At 59.4% G+C, this 17,959-nt stretch carries 20 protein-coding genes; 8 read left to right on the forward strand and 12 right to left on the reverse strand.

Annotated features, from left to right (window positions below):
- Positions 1 to 98: 98 nt before the first annotated feature.
- Positions 99 to 683, forward strand: coding sequence for a hypothetical protein (locus AB4O36_RS18275; RefSeq protein WP_460117079.1), 585 nt, complete (start codon positions 99 to 101; stop codon positions 681 to 683).
- Between the two features lie 68 nt (positions 684 to 751).
- Positions 752 to 2,065, forward strand: a complete 1,314-nt coding sequence (locus tag AB4O36_RS18280) for a PQQ-dependent sugar dehydrogenase (RefSeq protein ID WP_460139949.1) — start codon at positions 752 to 754, stop codon at positions 2,063 to 2,065.
- A 126-nt stretch (positions 2,066 to 2,191) separates the two neighbouring features.
- Here AB4O36_RS18280 and AB4O36_RS18285 read toward each other — a convergent pair whose 3' ends face one another.
- The 6 genes from AB4O36_RS18285 to AB4O36_RS18310 all read right to left on the reverse strand — a co-directional run bounded on the left by AB4O36_RS18285 (position 2,192) and on the right by AB4O36_RS18310 (position 7,543).
- The gene (locus AB4O36_RS18285) at positions 2,192 to 2,845 is read right to left on the reverse strand and encodes an O-methyltransferase (RefSeq protein ID WP_460139950.1); all 654 of its coding nucleotides are present in this window, start codon (positions 2,843 to 2,845) and stop codon (positions 2,192 to 2,194) included.
- 15 nt (positions 2,846 to 2,860) lie between these two features.
- On the reverse strand, positions 2,861 to 3,394 hold the full coding sequence (locus AB4O36_RS18290; RefSeq protein WP_460117082.1) for a C40 family peptidase: 534 nt from the start codon (positions 3,392 to 3,394) through the stop codon (positions 2,861 to 2,863).
- A gap of 205 nt (positions 3,395 to 3,599) precedes the next feature.
- Entirely contained in the window at positions 3,600 to 4,229 is a 630-nt protein-coding gene (locus AB4O36_RS18295; RefSeq protein ID WP_460117083.1) for a C40 family peptidase, read from the reverse strand.
- A 213-nt stretch (positions 4,230 to 4,442) separates the two neighbouring features.
- Positions 4,443 to 5,147 (reverse strand): DnaA regulatory inactivator Hda, encoded by a 705-nt coding sequence (gene hda / locus AB4O36_RS18300; protein ID WP_460117084.1) that lies wholly within the window; start codon positions 5,145 to 5,147, stop codon positions 4,443 to 4,445.
- Between the two features lie 229 nt (positions 5,148 to 5,376).
- Entirely contained in the window at positions 5,377 to 6,450 is a 1,074-nt protein-coding gene (locus tag AB4O36_RS18305) for an AI-2E family transporter (protein ID WP_460139951.1), read from the reverse strand.
- Between the two features lie 34 nt (positions 6,451 to 6,484).
- Positions 6,485 to 7,543: a DUF2066 domain-containing protein gene (locus tag AB4O36_RS18310; RefSeq protein WP_460139952.1), complete on the reverse strand. Its 1,059-nt coding sequence runs from the start codon at positions 7,541 to 7,543 to the stop codon at positions 6,485 to 6,487.
- 371 nt (positions 7,544 to 7,914) lie between these two features.
- Between AB4O36_RS18310 and purM the strand changes: the two genes are divergently transcribed.
- From purM to AB4O36_RS18325, 3 genes are read left to right on the forward strand one after another with little or no spacing between them, the layout of a single operon-like run.
- Positions 7,915 to 8,973, forward strand: a complete 1,059-nt coding sequence (gene purM, locus AB4O36_RS18315; RefSeq protein WP_460139953.1) for a phosphoribosylformylglycinamidine cyclo-ligase — start codon at positions 7,915 to 7,917, stop codon at positions 8,971 to 8,973.
- Positions 8,973 to 9,623 (forward strand): phosphoribosylglycinamide formyltransferase, encoded by a 651-nt coding sequence (gene purN / locus AB4O36_RS18320; protein WP_460139954.1) that lies wholly within the window; start codon positions 8,973 to 8,975, stop codon positions 9,621 to 9,623. Before purM ends, purN begins: the two co-directional genes overlap by 1 nt.
- Positions 9,624 to 9,631: 8 nt before the next feature.
- On the forward strand, positions 9,632 to 10,345 hold the full coding sequence (locus AB4O36_RS18325) for a DUF3108 domain-containing protein (RefSeq protein WP_460139955.1): 714 nt from the start codon (positions 9,632 to 9,634) through the stop codon (positions 10,343 to 10,345).
- Between the two features lie 55 nt (positions 10,346 to 10,400).
- Here the strand turns inward: AB4O36_RS18325 and AB4O36_RS18330 are convergent, their stop codons facing one another.
- Positions 10,401 to 11,411 carry an amidohydrolase family protein gene (locus tag AB4O36_RS18330; RefSeq protein WP_460139956.1) on the reverse strand — a complete coding sequence of 337 codons (1,011 nt, stop codon included), beginning with the start codon at positions 11,409 to 11,411 and terminating at the stop codon, positions 10,401 to 10,403.
- 145 nt (positions 11,412 to 11,556) lie between these two features.
- Between AB4O36_RS18330 and AB4O36_RS18335 the strand changes: the two genes are divergently transcribed.
- Both AB4O36_RS18335 and AB4O36_RS18340 read left to right on the forward strand, forming a co-directional pair.
- The gene (locus AB4O36_RS18335) at positions 11,557 to 11,973 is read left to right on the forward strand and encodes an OsmC family protein (RefSeq protein WP_460117091.1); all 417 of its coding nucleotides are present in this window, start codon (positions 11,557 to 11,559) and stop codon (positions 11,971 to 11,973) included.
- 61 nt (positions 11,974 to 12,034) lie between these two features.
- Positions 12,035 to 12,895: a pirin family protein gene (locus tag AB4O36_RS18340; RefSeq protein ID WP_460139957.1), complete on the forward strand. Its 861-nt coding sequence runs from the start codon at positions 12,035 to 12,037 to the stop codon at positions 12,893 to 12,895.
- A 391-nt stretch (positions 12,896 to 13,286) separates the two neighbouring features.
- On the opposite strand, the gene htpG is transcribed toward AB4O36_RS18340, so the two are convergent.
- The 3 genes from htpG to AB4O36_RS18355 form a co-directional block, all read right to left on the reverse strand.
- A complete protein-coding gene (gene htpG / locus AB4O36_RS18345) occupies positions 13,287 to 15,191 on the reverse strand; it encodes a molecular chaperone HtpG (RefSeq protein ID WP_460139958.1) in 1,905 nt (634 codons plus the stop codon).
- Positions 15,192 to 15,272: 81 nt separating this feature from the next.
- Positions 15,273 to 15,725 carry a PaaI family thioesterase gene (locus tag AB4O36_RS18350; protein ID WP_460117094.1) on the reverse strand — a complete coding sequence of 151 codons (453 nt, stop codon included), beginning with the start codon at positions 15,723 to 15,725 and terminating at the stop codon, positions 15,273 to 15,275.
- On the reverse strand, positions 15,722 to 16,198 hold the full coding sequence (locus AB4O36_RS18355; protein WP_460117095.1) for a PaaI family thioesterase: 477 nt from the start codon (positions 16,196 to 16,198) through the stop codon (positions 15,722 to 15,724). The genes AB4O36_RS18350 and AB4O36_RS18355 overlap by 4 nt, the downstream gene beginning before the upstream one ends.
- A gap of 160 nt (positions 16,199 to 16,358) precedes the next feature.
- Between AB4O36_RS18355 and AB4O36_RS18360 the strand changes: the two genes are divergently transcribed.
- Positions 16,359 to 16,592, forward strand: a complete 234-nt coding sequence (locus AB4O36_RS18360) for a hypothetical protein (RefSeq protein WP_460139959.1) — start codon at positions 16,359 to 16,361, stop codon at positions 16,590 to 16,592.
- Between the two features lie 68 nt (positions 16,593 to 16,660).
- Here AB4O36_RS18360 and AB4O36_RS18365 read toward each other — a convergent pair whose 3' ends face one another.
- Both AB4O36_RS18365 and AB4O36_RS18370 read right to left on the reverse strand, forming a co-directional pair.
- A complete protein-coding gene (locus AB4O36_RS18365) occupies positions 16,661 to 17,062 on the reverse strand; it encodes an MAPEG family protein (RefSeq protein ID WP_460117098.1) in 402 nt (133 codons plus the stop codon).
- Positions 17,062 to 17,799: a DUF599 domain-containing protein gene (locus AB4O36_RS18370; protein WP_460117099.1), complete on the reverse strand. Its 738-nt coding sequence runs from the start codon at positions 17,797 to 17,799 to the stop codon at positions 17,062 to 17,064. The genes AB4O36_RS18365 and AB4O36_RS18370 overlap by 1 nt, the downstream gene beginning before the upstream one ends.
- Positions 17,800 to 17,959 lie beyond the last annotated feature (160 nt).

Here is a 17,959-nt window from a genome sequence, read left to right on the forward strand (position 1 = left end):
TGCCGTCGATCAATAAAATGACGCCAATCTTGTGCCAGACTCCCAGCAGTGATATCAAAGAGCCACAACCCCACATCACAAGAACAAGGGTGAGCACCATGCAAGGCATGATTATCAGCAATCCGCGACTGGAATTCCTGCGCCCGCTGCTGGAACGCTGGTTTGACTGTATAGACCGCTACAACGCCGTACGGGGCGATAACGACACGCCTTACTGGTACGACGAAAAAGCCAATCTGGGTTTGCTCGCGGCCGCCGCCTGGATGGCCGAAATGGTCACCCTGCAAGACACCCAGACCCGCAAGCAGCTCGAGGAAGGCGAACGCAACGCCCGCGCCAATCTGTTCATCGCCTCCAGCGAAACGCGCGCGTATCTTCAGGCCACCCAACGCTGGCCACGCGTCAACAGCCTCAACCTGACCCAGGCGTTGGCGGAAATCACCAGCGATGCCAAACGCATCAGCTACAGCAGCGACCTGAAACTGGGCTGCCTGTTCGTGGCCCCGCAAAAAGCCCAGCACGGCGCAACGCCGGAAGAGCTGCAGGACATGGTCGATGACCTGCAAAAAGAACATTCCTGCGCGGTCGCCTGGTACTTCCCCTACGCCTACCGCAAATTACGCAACGAAGCGGGCAACTATCATCCGGGCATCGCGGTGTTGTTCAAGGAAGCTCACGGCTGACCGGTTGAACCATCTCGGGCTTGCGCTTCTCTACTGATCAGGTCACTGCATTCTTAGGGAAGTTCAGCATGCGCAAGCCCCAGCTCGCTCTCGTCATCACCATGGCCGCCGGGCTCGCTGCCTGCGGTGAAACTTCCACCCTGCAGGTCTCCGACGGCACCGGCCCATCCCCGCAACTGCCAGAACCGAACAAGACACTGTTCCCGACAATGAACATCGCCCCGGCCATCGGCTGGCCGGTCGGCGCCAAACCGACGGCAGCAGCGGGCACTCAGGTGGCTGCGTTTGCCGAAGGCCTCGATCACCCACGCTGGCTCTACGTACTGCCCAACGGCGACGTGCTGGTGGCCGAAACCAATGCGCCGCCCAAACCCGATGACGATAAAGGCATCAAGGGCTGGATCACCAAGAAAGTCATGAGCCGTGCCGGGGCTGCCGTACCCAGCCCCAACCGCATCACGTTGCTGCGCGACAAAGACCACGATGGCATCGCCGAAATCCGTACCGTGTTCCTGGAAAACCTCAACTCGCCCTTCGGCATGACACTGGTGGGTAATGACCTGTACGTCGCCGACACCGACAGACTGCTGCGTTTCAATTACCAGCAAGGCGACACCACGATCAAATCCCAACCCATGAAGGTGATTGACCTGCCGGGTGGCACGCTGAATCACCATTGGACAAAAAACGTCCTCGCAAGCAAGGACGGCAGCAAGCTGTACGTCACGGTGGGCTCCAACAGTAACGTCGGCGAAAACGGCATGGACAAGGAAGAAGGACGCGCGGCGATCTGGGAAGTGGATCGCGCCACTGGCAACCACCGGATATTCGCCTCGGGCTTGCGCAACCCCAACGGCATGGCGTGGGAACCGCAGAGCGGCACGCTGTGGACAGCGGTCAACGAGCGCGATGAAATCGGCAGTGACCTGGTGCCGGACTACATCACTTCGGTGAAGGAAGGTGCGTTCTATGGCTGGCCGTTCAGTTACTACGGCCAGCACATCGATGTACGCGTAGAACCTCAAAATCCGGACCTGGTGGCCAAGGCTATTGCACCGGATTACGCAGTCGGCCCGCATACCGCCTCATTGGGCCTGGCCTTCGCAGAAGGCAATACGTTGCCGGCCCAATTCAAGGAAGGCGCATTCGTCGGCCAGCATGGCTCGTGGAACCGGAAACCGCACAGTGGCTACAAAGTGATCTTCGTGCCCTTCAGCGCTGGCAAACCGAGCGGCGCGCCAGTGGATGTGCTCACGGGTTTTCTCAATGACGAAGAGAAAGCCATGGGTCGCCCGGTGGGCGTGGTGATTGATCAGCAGGGCGACCTGCTGGTGGCCGATGATGTGGGGAACAAGGTGTGGCGGGTGTCTGCCGCGAAATGACCTTCCCCTGTAGGAGCGAGCATGCTCGCGATGATCGTCAACGAAAACGTTGGCTATCTGACACCCAGCGGCGTTTTCCAGTCCATCGCGAGCATGCTCGCTCCTACAGGGCGCGCGTGAAGGCCTCTAGCGCTTACGACAAAGCGTCAACCCATCCCCCAGTGGCAACAGCGACAGGTCCACTCGCGCGTCATCCTTCAACGCACGATTGAGCGCCTGGATCGCGCGGGTGTCAGCGCTTTCGGGCGCTGACTCCAGCACCCGCCCACTCCACAGCGTGTTGTCGAACACCGCCAGGCCGCCAACGCGCAACAGACGCAGGGCATGCTCAAGATAGTGGGGGTAGTTGGCCTTGTCGGCATCGATGAAGATCAGATCGAACTGCCCTGGCTCATCCAACTGAGACAGGGTGTGCAGCGCAGGCGCCAGCCGCAGATCAATCCGCTCGGCCAGACCCGCTTCCTGCCAGTAACGGCGCGCGGTGGCATTGTAGTCGCCAGGTACATCACAGCAGATCAGTGCACCGTCATCCGGCAAGGCGGCCGCCATGCACAACGCGCTGTAACCGGTGAAAGTGCCGACTTCCAGAATTCGTCTTGCACCGATCAGCCTGACCAGCAAGGCAAGGAATTGCCCCTGTTCCGGCGCCACCTGCCAGCGCGCCATGGGCAGCGCCTGGGTTTCGTCGCGCAGCCGTTTGAGCAGCGGCGTTTCCCTCAGGGAAACGTCGAGCAGGTATTGGTACAGGGCATCATCGAGATTCAGCGTGCGAGCGGTCATGACAACCTCTCCAGACTAGGGGTTGCGCGCCAGATGCTCGGGTTGCAGAACACGCTTTGCGCTCAGGTAGGCTTTCTGCCAATACGCCTTGGACAAGCTGTCGAGCTTGACCGTGCCACCGGTGGCCGGCGCATGGACAAATCGACCCTCACCAACGTAGATCCCGGCGTGACTCACCTGAGAGCCGCCGTTGGTGGCGAAGAACACCAGATCACCACTTTGCAGGCCTTCTTTGCCGACATCGGCCGCCTGCATGCTGATCATTTCGCGAGTCGTACGCGGCAACGAAATACCGGCGGCGTCGCGATAGACGTAACCAATCAGGCCACTGCAATCGAAACCGGAATCCGGTGTGTTGCCACCCCAGCGATAAGGTGTGCCGACCAGGCCCAGAGCGCGAAACAACACGTCTTCTGCCTCGGGTGAGGACGGCTGTGGCGTACCAAAGACAATCGGCGCGCGAACCACAGGCGCAGGTGGCGTGCGGCTGGCGCAAGCGCTGAGCAGCGCGGCGAGGAGCATGAGTGCGAGGCGGGCCGACATCGTCATAAGCAGAGCATCCTGATCTGTCTGCGGCTTTTTTCTGCCCAAGCGACAGAAAAGAAAACCGCCTGCGCAAGGCGCAGGCGGTTTGCCATCAATAATAGATCAGGATTCTAGCGCCTATGGGGCAAACTTCAAGTAAGACTTTAAGTTCACCATGTAACCAGTGCGGTTACTGCCCGGCAGTGGTCGCCACCGACCGAATGAAGCATTACTTGCGTGCGGTAACCACTGTCGGCGCCATGGCGAGTGCACGCTTGGCTTCGATGAAGGTCTTGCTCCAGTAGCTGTCGCCCAGGCTATCGACCCGTACACCACCGCTTTTGCGGCTGCTGGAGTGGATGAACTGGTTGTCGCCCAGGTAGATCCCGGCGTGACTCACACGACCGCGACGGCCGTTGGTAGCGAAGAACAGCAGATCGCCCGGCTTGAGCGCGCTACGGGAAACCAGTGGCGCATCGACGTTGATCATTTCGCGAGTGGAGCGTGGCAGGTTCATGCCAGCCTCTTCACGAAACAGATAGCCGATGAAACCGCTGCAATCAAAGCCAGCCTCGGAGGTGCCGCCGAAACGGTAGCGGGTACCGATCAGGGACATACCGCGCTCGAGGATGCTGTCCGCCAGGACCGGAAGCTGGTACGACTTGCCGTCGGCGAAGTTGGCCAGTTCCTTGTCGGTTTCCAGTTCTTGCTGGAAACGCTCGGCGGAAGATTGTGCGGTAACCGAATTTTTGCTGACCTGCTGTTGAGGAGCCTGCTCCGACACTGGGGTGTGGGCGGCGCAACCGAACAACAGGGTAACGAGTGCGAGGGGCACGAGGGGTGCGAAGCGCTTTAGCATGGGCACGACCGTGACTTCATAGTTGTAAAGAAGCCGAGACTATGCCCGCTATCGACCTCATTTGCAAATTCAATCGAAACTTTTGTGACTTTTCGTTTTCGCGTTTACATCTAAGCGCTTAAGCCCCATTTAGACGCTTACGCGGCCTACACCCTGTAGGAACGCGGGTTTGTTGACGCCTGAAATATGCCGAAAGCCCTGAAAAACCGGGGCTCACCAGCCCAATGTTTCTTTCAGGAAAGGGATGGTCAGCTTGCGCTGGGCTTGCAGGGAGGCCTGATCGAGCTGCTCGAGCAGGTCGAACAATGCGCTCATGCTGCGAGTGCCTCGAGTCAGGATGAAATGCCCGACTTCGTCAGTCAGGTGCAGGCCGCGACGAGACGCGCGTAGCTGCAACGCGCGCAGTTTGTCTTCGTCGGACAAGGGTCGCATCTGAAAGATTAGTGCCAGGGTCAGGCGTGATTTGAGGTCGGCGAGCTTCACCGGCAATTCGCGCGGAGAGGTCGAAGCTGCAATCAACAGCCGCCGCCCGCTGTCGCGCAGACGGTTGAATAGATGGAACAGGGCCTCTTCCCAGTCCGCATGCCCGGCCACCGACTGCAAATCGTCCAGACAGACCAGTTCGTACTGTTCGAGGTTGTCGAGAATTTCAACGCCGCGATCCATCAACTCGGCCAGCGGCAGGTAAACCGCTGGTTCACCCATCTGTTCGAAACGCAGGCACGCGGCCTGCAGCAGATGCGTACGCCCTACCCCGTGCTTGCCCCAGAGGTAAATCAGGCTTTCGGTCCAGCCGGCGTCGGCTTCGCAAAGCCGCTCGACATAGCCGAGTGCAGCGGCATTGGCGCCTGGGTAGTAGTTGATAAAGGTAGCGTCATCACGCAGACGCACACCTAGGGGCAGCTGAATCGGTTTCATGCTGACTGAACGGTTCCAAATGAACCGTTAGTGGCCTCTGTGTAAAGTTCGCGAAGTTTATACCCGTGAGGCTGGCCGCACAATCCGACAGACCACAAGCAAAATCAAAGGTTTGCGTTATTACGCCGTATTTCCGAGGGTTTCTTTGGCGGCGCATGTGACAGCCACGCGAAGGCATGGGGCAGCCCGGTCATGAACCAGGCCACCCCAAGCAGCGCATCGACAGGCGCTAGAGCTCAGGGTCATCGGCGCCGCTGTAGATATCCGAATCCTTGTACAAGTCGTGCACGTGGCGCACCAGCACCATGATCACCGCCGCCACCGGCAGCGCCAGCAGCACACCGGTAAAGCCGAACAACTCGCCGCCGGCCAGGATCGCAAAGATTACCGCCACCGGGTGGAGGCCAATCCGGTCCCCCACCAGCAACGGCGTAAGCACCATGCCCTCCAGCGCCTGCCCCACCATGAATACGGCGACGATGCCGATCATCGGGTACAGATCGCCACCGAACTGGAACAGGCCGGCAATCAGCGCGGCGCCAATCCCGATGACGAAGCCCATGTACGGCACGATGGCCGCCAACCCGGCAATCAGGCCAATCAACAGGCCCAGCTCCAATCCGACCAGCATCAGGCCCGCGGCGTAGATCACGCCCAACGCCAGCATCACCAGCAATTGCCCGCGCACAAAAGCGCCCAGCACTTCATGGCACTCACCCGCCAGCGCAACGGCTCGCTCTTCGCGATCACGGGGCAGCAGGCTGCGAATCTTGGCCATCATCAAATCCCAGTCACGCAGCAGGTAAAAGCTCACCACCGGGATCAACACCAGATTGGCCAGCCAACCGATCAACGCGAGACTGGAGGCCGTTGCTTGACTCAGCACCACACTGACGATGTCAGTGGTCTGGCCCATGTGCTCACTGATAGCGGCCTTCACCTTGTCGAACTTCCAGAAACCATCCGACAAGCCGAACTTCGATTGCGCCCACGGCAGCGCGGTGTGCTGCAGCCAGTCGAGCATCTGCGGTGCCAGCTCATACAGGCGAACGAGCTGTTTGGCGAGCATCGGCACCAGCACCAGCAGCAAGGCAACCACAATCAAGGTGAACAGGGTAAACACCGCCACCACTCCCCAGGTACGGGATAACCCGGCCCGTTCCAGCCGATCCACCAGCGGGTCGAACAGGTAAGCCAAAAGCAACGCCACCAAAAATGGCGTCAGAATCGGATGCAACAACCAGATAAAAGCACAGAGCAGGACCACTCCACCCAACCAGAACCAACGCCGCGTATCGGCCATGTACCACTCCACCTGCATCTATCCAGAGAAAAAATTACCAACGGAAACGCAATTGCGGCACCAGGGCCGGTGTGGCGGCCACGGCTGGCGCGGCCCCTTCGGCAGCGGACTGCACAGGCGCCGTGGGCGCTGGCGCATCACTCACCGGAACCTCCTGCAACTTCGCCAGCGACAACTGCGAGCGCAACTGTTCGGCACTGGCATTGACCCGGTACACAATCCGGTCGGCGTCGACAGTCACCAGGCGCGCACCGAAGGGGTCCAACAGGCGTCCCAGCGTTGCATAACGCTCCAGGTTCATGCCCTGTACTTCCAGCAACTGCTCGCCGGATGCGCCTGGTTTGACCACGAATCGGGGTGCCAGCCGCTGATTGACCGCCAGCATCACTGCATCCGCCAGTGCTGCCTGGTCCGCGCCCTGAACGCTGCCCGCCTCCTTCTGGTCACCCAGCCAGAGGTGCCATTTGGCTTGCCATTGGCCGCCCTCCTCACGGGCATGCACCGCCAGCAAGGCATCGGCGTTGTAACGCTCGGAAGCATCACGCAACGGCGTGGCATCGGCTCCTTCGAGCGTCGGCGCCGTGGCAACCAGTTGCTCACTGAGGTCCGCCAAGGGCAGCCGCAGCGGCAACCCTCGGTGTTGAGCCGCACGTCGTAGCGGTTCGGCGCTCGCCTGGCCATCTCCCACCAGGCTCGAACCTTCAGTGGAGTCGTTCAACCACCAGGCCAGGATCGATGGCCGATTCGCCCCCCACAATGACAGCCCGGCGCGACGCAATGCCTGCGCGGTGCTGGCGGGGTCGAAATCGACCTTCAGCACTTCCGGCGGGCCCGCATCGAAACCATACTGGCTGATGATTTGCTGCGGATCCTTGCGAATGTCAGCCAGGCCCGGGTTTTGCGCCGCCTTGGGATCGCCGGTCAGACGCAACACCAATGTGTCGAGTGCACGCTGGGTGGCTTGATCGCGCTCATCGGGGGTCTGGCTGGTAACGGGCTCACGCACCTGATAAAGGCTTTTGACGGTTTCGGCATGGCTCGCCAGGCTCACCACAGACAAGCAACCCACAAACAATGATCTGAAAAAGCGCATGAAGAATTCCTGACGACAAGAGCGGCTGGAACTGACCGCATGAAGACAATCGAGCAAGGCTGTGACCATCGCCCGACGCAAAACATTCACCTGTTCCGCTTATGTTTTTCGTACAACCCTAACGATAGACGGTTCCTGGTCCTACCTTATATAGGCACGGAGCCGAACAACGCGGTTTTTTTGTGTCGATATGCCCCTGCTGTCGGCCTGAGGATGGCCGCTGGTGCTCAAGCCTGATAAAATCGCGCGCCTTCGCAGACCGGCAACAGCCGGGCCCCCCCGAAATCCGCGCATGGCATCTGCCCATCGTTGTTTCGGCGGCCCCACTGGACTCGGTCGTTACCCCTGAATCCCCCCTAAAGGCCTGGATCATGAGCAAGCAACCCTCCCTGAGCTACAAGGACGCCGGTGTAGACATCGACGCCGGTGAAGCATTGGTCGAACGCATCAAGAGCGTCGCCAAGCGCACTGCGCGCCCGGAAGTCATGGGCGGCCTGGGCGGTTTTGGCGCCCTCTGCGAAATCCCGGCCGGCTACAAGCAGCCTGTGCTGGTTTCCGGCACCGATGGCGTGGGCACCAAGCTGCGTCTGGCGCTGAACCTTAACAAGCACGACAGCATCGGCATCGACCTGGTCGCCATGTGCGTGAACGACCTGGTGGTCTGCGGCGCGGAGCCGCTGTTCTTCCTCGACTACTACGCCACCGGCAAACTGAACGTCGACACCGCCGCTCAAGTGGTGACCGGCATCGGCGCTGGCTGCGAACTGTCCGGCTGCTCCCTGGTCGGCGGCGAAACCGCTGAAATGCCTGGCATGTACGAAGGCGAAGACTACGACCTGGCCGGCTTCTGCGTCGGCGTCGTGGAGAAATCCGAAATCATCGACGGTTCGAAAGTCGCTGCTGGCGATGCCCTGCTCGCCCTGCCTTCTTCCGGCCCGCACTCCAACGGCTACTCGCTGATCCGCAAGATCATCGAAGTGTCCGGCGCCGACATCGAAAACACCCAGCTCGACGGCAAACCGCTGACCGACCTGCTGATGGCCCCGACCCGTATCTACGTGAAGCCGCTGTTGAAGCTGATCAAGGAAACCGGCGCAGTCAAGGCCATGGCTCACATCACCGGCGGCGGCCTGCTGGACAACATCCCGCGCGTACTGCCAAAAGGCGCACAAGCGGTGGTCGACGTCGCGAGCTGGACCCGTCCTGCCGTTTTCGACTGGCTGCAAGAGAAAGGCAACGTCGACGAGAACGAAATGCACCGCGTCCTGAACTGCGGCGTTGGCATGGTGATCTGCGTGGCGCAAGAGCACGTTGAGACCGCGCTGAACGTCCTGCGTGAAGGCGGCGAGCAGCCATGGGTCATCGGCCAGATCTCCACCGCTGCCGAAGGCGCGGCCCAGGTTGAACTGAAGAACCTCAAGGCGCACTGATGCCTGCCACCTGTGATGTCGTGGTGCTGCTGTCCGGCACCGGCAGTAACTTGCAGGCCTTGATCGACAGCACGCGGACCGGCGACAGCCCGGCCCGCATCGCTGCGGTGATTTCCAACCGCGCCGACGCCTACGGCCTGCAACGTGCCAGGGACGCAGGTATTGCCACCCGCTCCCTGGACCACAAGGCTTACGAGGGCCGCGAGGCCTTCGATGCCGCGCTGATGGAACTGATCGACGCTTTCCAACCGAGACTGGTCGTCCTGGCCGGTTTCATGCGCATCCTCAGTGCTGACTTCGTCCGCCATTACGCGGGCCGCCTGCTGAACATCCACCCCTCGTTGCTGCCCAAATACAAAGGGTTACACACTCATCAGCGGGCGTTGGAAGCCGGCGACACTGAACATGGCTGCTCCGTACACTTCGTCACCGAGGAACTCGATGGCGGACCACTGGTCGTACAGGCAGTATTGCCGGTAGAGTTGCACGACACACCGCAGAGTCTGGCGCAGCGAGTTCATACCCAGGAACACCTGATCTACCCGATGGCGGTACGCTGGTTTGCCGAAGGTCGTTTATCACTCGGCGAACAAGGTGCTTTACTCGATGGCCAGTTACTCGCGGCCAGCGGCCACTTGATTCGAACCTAGGAGATTTTATGCGTCGCGCCCTGCTCTTCGCTTGCGCTCTGTTCGCCCTGCCTTTCGTGCAGGCTGCAGACCTTCAACCCTTCTCCGCCAGCTACACCGCCGACTGGAAGCAGCTCCCCATGAGCGGCACAGCCGAGCGCAGCCTGACCAAGGAAGCCAACGGCGTCTGGAAACTCAGCTTCAAGGCGTCGATGATGATCGCCAGCCTGTCCGAAGAAAGCACCCTCACGCTGGACAAGGACACCCTGCTGCCACAGTCCTATCACTTTGAACGTGGCGGCCTGGGCAAAGCCAAGAAAGCCGACCTGGACTTTGACTGGACCGCGAAAAAGGTGACCGGTACTGATCGCGGCGATGCGGTCAACATTCCGCTCAACCGTGGCATGGTCGACAAGTCCACTTACCAGTTGGCCCTGCAACACGACGTGGCCGCCGGCAAGAAAAGCATGAGCTATCAGGTTGTGGATGATGGCGAAGTCGACACCTATGATTTCCGCGTGCTGGGATCGGAAAAGGTCGATACCAAGGCCGGCCAGATCGATGCAATCAAGGTCGAACGCGTACGCGACCCGACACAAAGCAAGCGCATCACCGTACTGTGGTTTGCCAAGGACTGGGATTACCTGCTGGTTCGCCTGCAACAGGTCGAAACCGACGGCAAGGAGTACAACATCATGCTCCAGGACGGCAAGGTCAACGGCAAGCCGGTCAAAGGCAACTGAGACCGCTGCCCCCCCCCGATCCGAAATAGCCCCGCCAATGCGGGGCTTTTTTTGTTCAGTGCTGAACCGTTCGCGGCAGGATCGACAGGAAGTTGTCCCGGGCGACCTTTCTCGCCACCTCCTCCGGCAGCGCGTCCAGAAACGGATCGAAGCTGCGCATTTCCTTTCCAAGCTTGTTGAAACGCCCAACGACATCCGAGCCGATCATGAAGCGGTCTGGGAAGCGCTCCACCAACTGCACCCACTCCCGACGCGGGGTGCCTTGTTCGTCCAGCAGATAAGGCGTCAGCAGGCTCCAGGACAGATCGATATACAGATTGGGGTACGCCTCCAGCATCCGCGTCAGGGTTGGCAGCAGAAAATCCAGGCGAGTCTGATGCCGGTGGATTTCGGCACTGGTTCCGGCGTGAGCCCAGATGAAACGGGTATGCGGGTGGTTACGCAGCGGCTCCTCAACTTCGGCTAGATACAGCGGGTTGCGCTCGCGCTTGGAAGTCATGTTCGAATGCAGCATCACCGGCAGGTCGTTCTCGGCGGCCAGGTGGTAGATGCGTGTCATCGCCTCGTTATTCGCCCGAGGCGTGTCGCCGGACGTCAGCGCGGTCAGGTCATCATGGCGGGTAAAGACTTCGCCGATGCCCTGCCACAGGCCTGGATTGAGATCGAGCATGCGCTGGATATGCGTGGCGGAGTTCTTGTCGTTGGGATTGAAGCCGGACAGGAATGGGTGAAAGTGCTGGCGCTGCTCGACCGTCAGCCCGTTTACCGCCGCAGCGACGATGGTGTCGGTTGCGCTGTACCAGTAGGCATCGGCGTCGTCGCCGGCGTAGTAACGCGGGCGCTTGGGTTCGTCTTCGTGCCATTTCTTGGCCACCGGAATGCCCGAAATCATCACATGTTCGATGCGATTGTCCGCCATGGCCTTGAGCAGTTTCGGCATGCCCGCCGTTTCCTGGAAAAAATCCACGTAATGCAGGTGCGCATCGCTATAGGAATATTCGCGGGCTTCAACGCACAGGCTGCACAACGCCCCCAACCAGGCGAGACTCAAGCGATTCAAGGGCACGGGCAATCTCCAGGGTCATGAACAGCGTAGACCCCAGCGTATGGACCTGGGTTCACCAACAAGAAAGTGCAACGTAAAAGGGTCGTAATGCTCTATAACAGCAGGGTCTGCGACCCAATGACTTTTCCGACTACTGAGGTATCTCATGACCGTCACCGTCAATACCGTTTCCGCCGAGGGTTTTCGCCATAGCGTGCAAATAGATGAGCACGAGCTGTTTGCCGATGTACCGCCCTCCGCCGGTGGTGAAGGCTCGGCACCCGAGCCACACGACTATTTCGACGCGGCCCTCGGCGCTTGCAAGGCCCTGACCCTGAAACTGTATGCGAAGAAAAAGAACATCCCGCTGACCGGCGTTAGCGTTGAAGTCAAACGCGACAACAGCGAGGAACTCAAGGGCAAGTATGCGCTGCACGTCAAATTGACCCTCAAGGGTGTGCTCACCGACGCCCAGCGCGATGAGTTACACCGTGTGGCCGATCGCTGCCCGATCCACAAACTGATGACCACCACTGATGTCAGCATCGAGACTCATCTGTCCGAAGGCGCTTTCAGCCAATAGCAGCAACGCACGGGCAAGCGGGTTATGCTCCACGCGTCACCCGCTCAGCCTGGAATGCACCATGAACTCTCCGCTTGTGATCCGTCCCCGCACCGAAGATGTCGAAGGCCAACCGATACTTCGCCCTCTGCCATCCGCCAAATGCCGCAACGTGGGGCCTTTCGTGTTTTTCGACCACATGCTCGAAACCCGCTATCCGGCAGGTAAAGGCATGAACATCCGTCAGCACCCGCACATTGGCCTGTCGACCCTGACCTACTTGTTCGAAGGTTCGGTACAGCACAAGGACAGCCTCGGCTCCGATCAGGTGGTGAATGCCGGCGATGTCAGCTGGATGACGGCGGGCAGCGCCATTGCCCACGTCGAGCGCACGCCCGAAGCCTTGAAAGCCAGCGGGTTTACCCTGCACGGCTTGCAGATCTGGCTGGCTTCGCCCAAGGACCATGAGCAGGGTCCTGGGCATTACAGCCATCACCCGGCGGCGACGTTGCCGTTTAGCGACAACCTGGGGGTGAAAATCCGCATGATCGCCGGATCAGGCTTTTGCCTGGAATCCCCGGTACCGGTGCTTTCTCCTACGTTGTATGCCGAATTGCACCTGCAAACTGCGACGACATTGCTGATCCCGACCGAGCACGAAGAGCGTGCGCTGTATGTGCTCGAAGGCGCCGTACAGCTCGATGGCGAGCTGATCGAGCCCCACGCGCTGGTGGTATTGCCGCCAGGGCAGGAGATGACTTTGTTCGCCGAAAGCGACGCGCATGCGGTGGTGTTCGGTGGCGCGCCCCTGGATGGACCGCGACGCATCAACTGGAACTTCGTCGCGAGCGACCCGGCAGCCATCGACGAAGCCCGCCGCCGATGGGCCGCCGGAGACTGGCCAACCGTACCAGGAGAAGTGGAGCGCATCGAACTGCCCTGAGAGCGAGCCTCTGTAGGAGCGAGCCTGCTCGCGATAACGGTGTGTCAGCCAGCGAAGATGGTGGATGTGCTGACCGCATCGCGAGCAAGCTCGCTCCTACAGTGAATCTCAGCGGCCAAAAAATGTGTGGTCGACACTGTTCCCCCTGTAGGAGCGAGCATGCTCGCGATAGCGGAGTATCAGGCGCCAATGATGGTGGATGTGCAGGCCCCATCGCGAGCAAGCTCGCTCCTACAGGGGAACTCGATGTCACCGTTGAGCCCTTGTAGGAGCGAGCTTGCTCGCGATGGCAGTATGTCAGCAGCGAAGATGTTGGATGTGTCGGCCCTTTCGCGGGCAAGCCCGTTCCCACAAAAAAACCCGCCGAAGCGGGTTTTTTGTTGCAGCGCGGTTAAGCCGAGAGCTCAACCAACAGCTTGTTGAGACGGCGCACGTACGCGGCCGGGTCTTTCAAGCTGTCGCCCGCCGCCAGGGCGGCCTGGTCGAAGAGGATGTGCGACAGATCGCCAAAACGCTCATCGCTCTGCTCGCTGTCGAGCTTCTCGATCAGCGGGTGAGCCGGGTTGAATTCGAAGATCGGCTTCGAGTCCGGCACCTTCTGTCCACTGGCTTCGAGGATCTGGCGCATTTGCAGCCCCAGGTCTTGTTCACCGATGGCCAGAATCGCCGGCGAGTCGGTCAGGCGATGGGAAACCCGTACTTCGGCAACAGCGTCACCCAGAGCGGTTTTCAGGCGCTCGACCAGGCCCTCTTTGGACTTGGCGACTTCTTCTGCGGCTTTCTTGTCCTCTTCCGAGTCCAGGTTGCCCAGGTCCAGGTCACCGCGTGCCACGTCAACAAAGCTCTTGCCGTCGAACTCGCTGAGGTAGCTCATCAGCCACTCGTCGATACGGTCGGTCAGCAACAGCACTTCGATGCCTTTCTTGCGGAAGACTTCCAGGTGCGGGCTGTTCTTGACGGCGGCGTAGGATTCACCGGTGAGGAAGTAGATCTTGTCCTGACCTTCCTTGGCACGCGCCAGGTACTCGGCCAAGCCAACGTTCTGCTCTTCATCGGTGCCGTGGGTCGAGGCGAAACGCAGCAGGCCGGCGATTTTTTCCTTGTTGGCGAAGTCTTCTGCCGGGCCTTCCTTCATGACCTGGCCAAAGTTCTTCCAGAAGCCCTTGTATTGCTCAGGCTCGTTCTTCGCCAGCTTTTCCAGCATGTCCAGCACACGCTTGGTCAGCGCCGATTTCATCGAATCGATGATCGGGTCTTTCTGCAGGATTTCCCGCGACACGTTCAGCGACAGGTCGTTGGAGTCGACCACACCCTTGATGAAACGCAGGTACAGCGGCAGGAACGACTCGGCCTGATCCATGACGAACACGCGCTGCACGTAAAGCTTGAGGCCTTTTGGCGCTTCACGCTGGTACAGGTCGAACGGAGCACGGGCCGGCACGTAGAGCAGCGAGCTGTACTCAAGCTTGCCTTCGACCTTGTTGTGGCTCCAGCTCAGCGGGTTCTCGAAATCGTGAGCGATGTGCTTGTAGAACTCCTGGTATTCCTCGTCCTTGATCTCGGTGCGAGGACGGGTCCATAGGGCACTGGCGCGGTTGACGGTTTCCCATTCGGCGGCCGGTTGCTCTTCACCTTCGGCAGCCGTGACTTCCTTGGGCAATTCGATCGGCAGAGCGATGTGGTCGGAGTACTTCTTGATGATGTTGCGCAGGCGCCAGCCGTCGGCGAACTCGTCTTCACCGGACTTGAGGTGCAATACGATGCGAGTGCCGCGCTCGGCTTTCTCGACGGTCGCCACTTCGAAGTCGCCTTCGCCCTTGGACGACCAGTGCACGCCTTCACTGGCGGCAGCGCCGGCGCGACGGCTGAAGACGTCGACCTTGTCGGCAACGATGAACGCCGAGTAGAAGCCGACACCGAACTGACCGATCAGGTGCGAATCCTTCTTCTGGTCGCCCGACAGGTTCTTCATGAAGTCGGCGGTACCGGACTTGGCGATCGTCCCCAGGTGGGTGATCACATCTTCACGGCTCATGCCGATGCCGTTGTCTTCGAGGGTGACGGTCTTGGCGTCCTTGTCGAAGCTCACGCGGATTTTCAGTTCGCCGCCACCTTCCAGCAACTCAGGCTTGGACAGGGCTTCGAAGCGCAATTTGTCGACAGCGTCAGAGGCGTTCGAGATCAATTCGCGAAGGAAGATTTCCTTGTTGGAATACAGCGAATGGATCATGAGGTGCAGCAGTTGCTTCACCTCGGTCTGGAAGCCCAGGGTTTCCTTTTGAGTTTCCACACTCATGGTCATCAAACTCCAATCAGATGGCAGTGGCCGCGTCCTAGAGGGTCGGCGGCGGGTTGTCATCAAAGTTGGGGGCAGCGATCAGGATTTCAAGGGCTCATTGACTTTGAAATGCGCGCGGGCCGTGGCGATGGGCTCGCCTTCGGTGCTCTGCCAGGCTGTCACGGCCACATTCGCGACACGACGCCCCTGGCGACACACCTGGCAACGGGCCCAGGTATCGCGAAACTGCCCGGCACGCAGATAATCCAGGGAGAAGTCGATGATTTTCGGTACGTCCGCAGACCCAGTGAATATCAATAAGTGCAGCGCTGCTGACAGCTCCATGAACCCGGCAATCACGCCACCATGGATCGCCGGCAGTAAAGGGTTACCAATGTTGTCCTTGTTGGCTGGCAGACGAAACAACAGGTCATCTCCCACCCGCGAACATTCGACACCGATCAGTTGGGCGTAGGGGATCCGTCGCAGCAGTTCGGTGTAGTCGCCTTTCTCGTGAGCTTGTTGCAGTTGCTCCGTGAGGTTCTCGATCATTGCGCAGCCCCCGTGATAACACCGCCAAAGCCCTTGGTGCCTTTCGCGCCCTTGCCCATGCGCATGAACGTACCCACCACGTGAGCAATGGGTTGCTCGGGATCGTCTTGATACGCGAACCCTCGGGCAAAGATCACGTCCGTGGTGACCCGATAGCATTGGGCGAAACCATAGACATCCTTATGTGGTTCAGCGGCATGCATGTAGTCGATGCGCAAGTCGAGGGTCGGACAGACCTCGAACTCCGGCAACACGCAAAGCGTGGACATGCCACAAGCGGTGTCCATCAACGACGTCAAAGCACCACCATGAATGACCCCGGTCTCGGGATTTCCGACGATTTGCGGGCTGTACGGCAATATCACGGTAAGGCCGTCGTTGCTCGCGCTGTGTACGCGCAAGCCAAGCACGTGACAGTGGCGAAGGGCCGACAGAAATCGCGTCGCGCGCTCAAAAACGGGGTTTGCGGCCATTTGAAAAGTACTCTTGTTAATAGTCAGACATCGCACTTGGCACGTTCGGTAAAAGTTCCGCGCAGCTTCAAACTTATATATCTGAACGATTCAAGGAACTTAACCATGAGAGTCGCGCTCGAAAGGGCAAGTAGATGATTTCCATAAGGAGAAACACCCCATGCGTAAGACTTTAGCTATTGCCTTGATGTTGACCGCTTCCCTCGGTCTCGCTGCCTGCGATAAAAAATCCGAGGACAAAGCTCAAGATGCCAACCAACACGCCGAGCAAGCTCAGGAAAAAATGAACGAAGCTCAGGATAAAGTGAACGACGCCGCGAAGGAAAACGCCGAAGCCGCCAAAGATCAGGCTGAATCGAACGAAGCCGCTGCTGACGAAGCCAAAAAGAACTAACCGTTCTTTCAGTGCGATAAGAAAACCCGCCAATCGCGGGTTTTCTTTTGTCCGTTTGTTTTACATGCTTAGATCAAGATAGTTCTAAAAGTCGGACTAATCATCAGCAGTAACGAACATACCAGCCCGATCAACCACATCAGACTTCTTAGCGAAGCCAGATCCCGCCAGTAGCAGAACAAGTACAGAATGCGGGTGATGACAAAGATGATTGCCAGCGAATCGATCAGCCACCCCGCCGTCTGCGTGGTATGCGCCATCAATACCCCCACCGCAAACAAAATGAACGCCTCGATACTGTTCTGGTGCGCGGCGAGCGCTCTGGCACCGAACCCGGTGAGTTGCGCCTGCTGCTGGCGCGGCAGATGGTTGTTGTAACCACCCTGCTCCTTCATGGCCTTGGTGACCGGCATGCGGGCCACGTAAATCAATAGAGCACTGATCAACACACACCAGAACGGGATACTCATCAAACGACCTCTTTAGGTGTGTCAGGCAATGGCGCCTCTGTAGGGGTATAGACCATCACATCGAGTACGTCGGAATGAAATTCCCGGCGATAGAGCACCAGCACCACCCCGGCACTCAACAACATGAACAGCCACGGACTGACAAACCAGGCCAGCATCGTCATGCCGAAATAGTAGGAACGCAGGCCAAAGTTGAACTGGTTGGCGGCCATGGAAATAACCCTCGCCGCCCGGGCCGCAAAGGCCTTGCGCTCCTGTTCGGAGACGTGACGCTCGCCGATCATCGGTGCCGAGCCCACCAGGATCGCGGCGAAGTTGTATTGGCGCATGCACCAACTGAACGTGAAAAACGCATAGACAAACACCAGCGCCAGACACAGCAGCTTGATCTCCGACATGCCCTGGGAAGCCTGTTGCACCATGGGGATATCGGCCAGCAACGACACGGCCCTCTCCGACGCCCCCAACACGGTCAGAATGCCCGCCAGGATAATCAGCGTACTGGACGCGAAGAACGACGCGTTGCGCTCCAGGTTGCCGATCACGCTCGCATCGGCGATGCGGTTGTCGCGCAGCAGCATCCGACGCATCCAGTCTTCGCGATACAAGTGCAACACACTGGCCAGGCACGCGGTGTCGCGGCCCTTCCACGTCGCGTAGCGGGTGTAGCCGCCCCAGCAAATGACAAACCAGGCAGCGGCGATGATGTGGATCAGGTTGGCTTGGATGAACGACATGCAGGTCCTTGTGATGAAATGGCAAAACACCGAGTCCTGTGGGAGCGAGCCTGCTCGCGATCGCGGTGTATCAGTCGATGCAACTATTGAATGATAAGCCCCCTTCGCGAGCAAGCCCGCTCCCACAATGATTTGCGTGAAGCGAAAAAAATGCCCCGTA

Source organism: Pseudomonas sp. S2_E01, assembly GCF_054668365.1.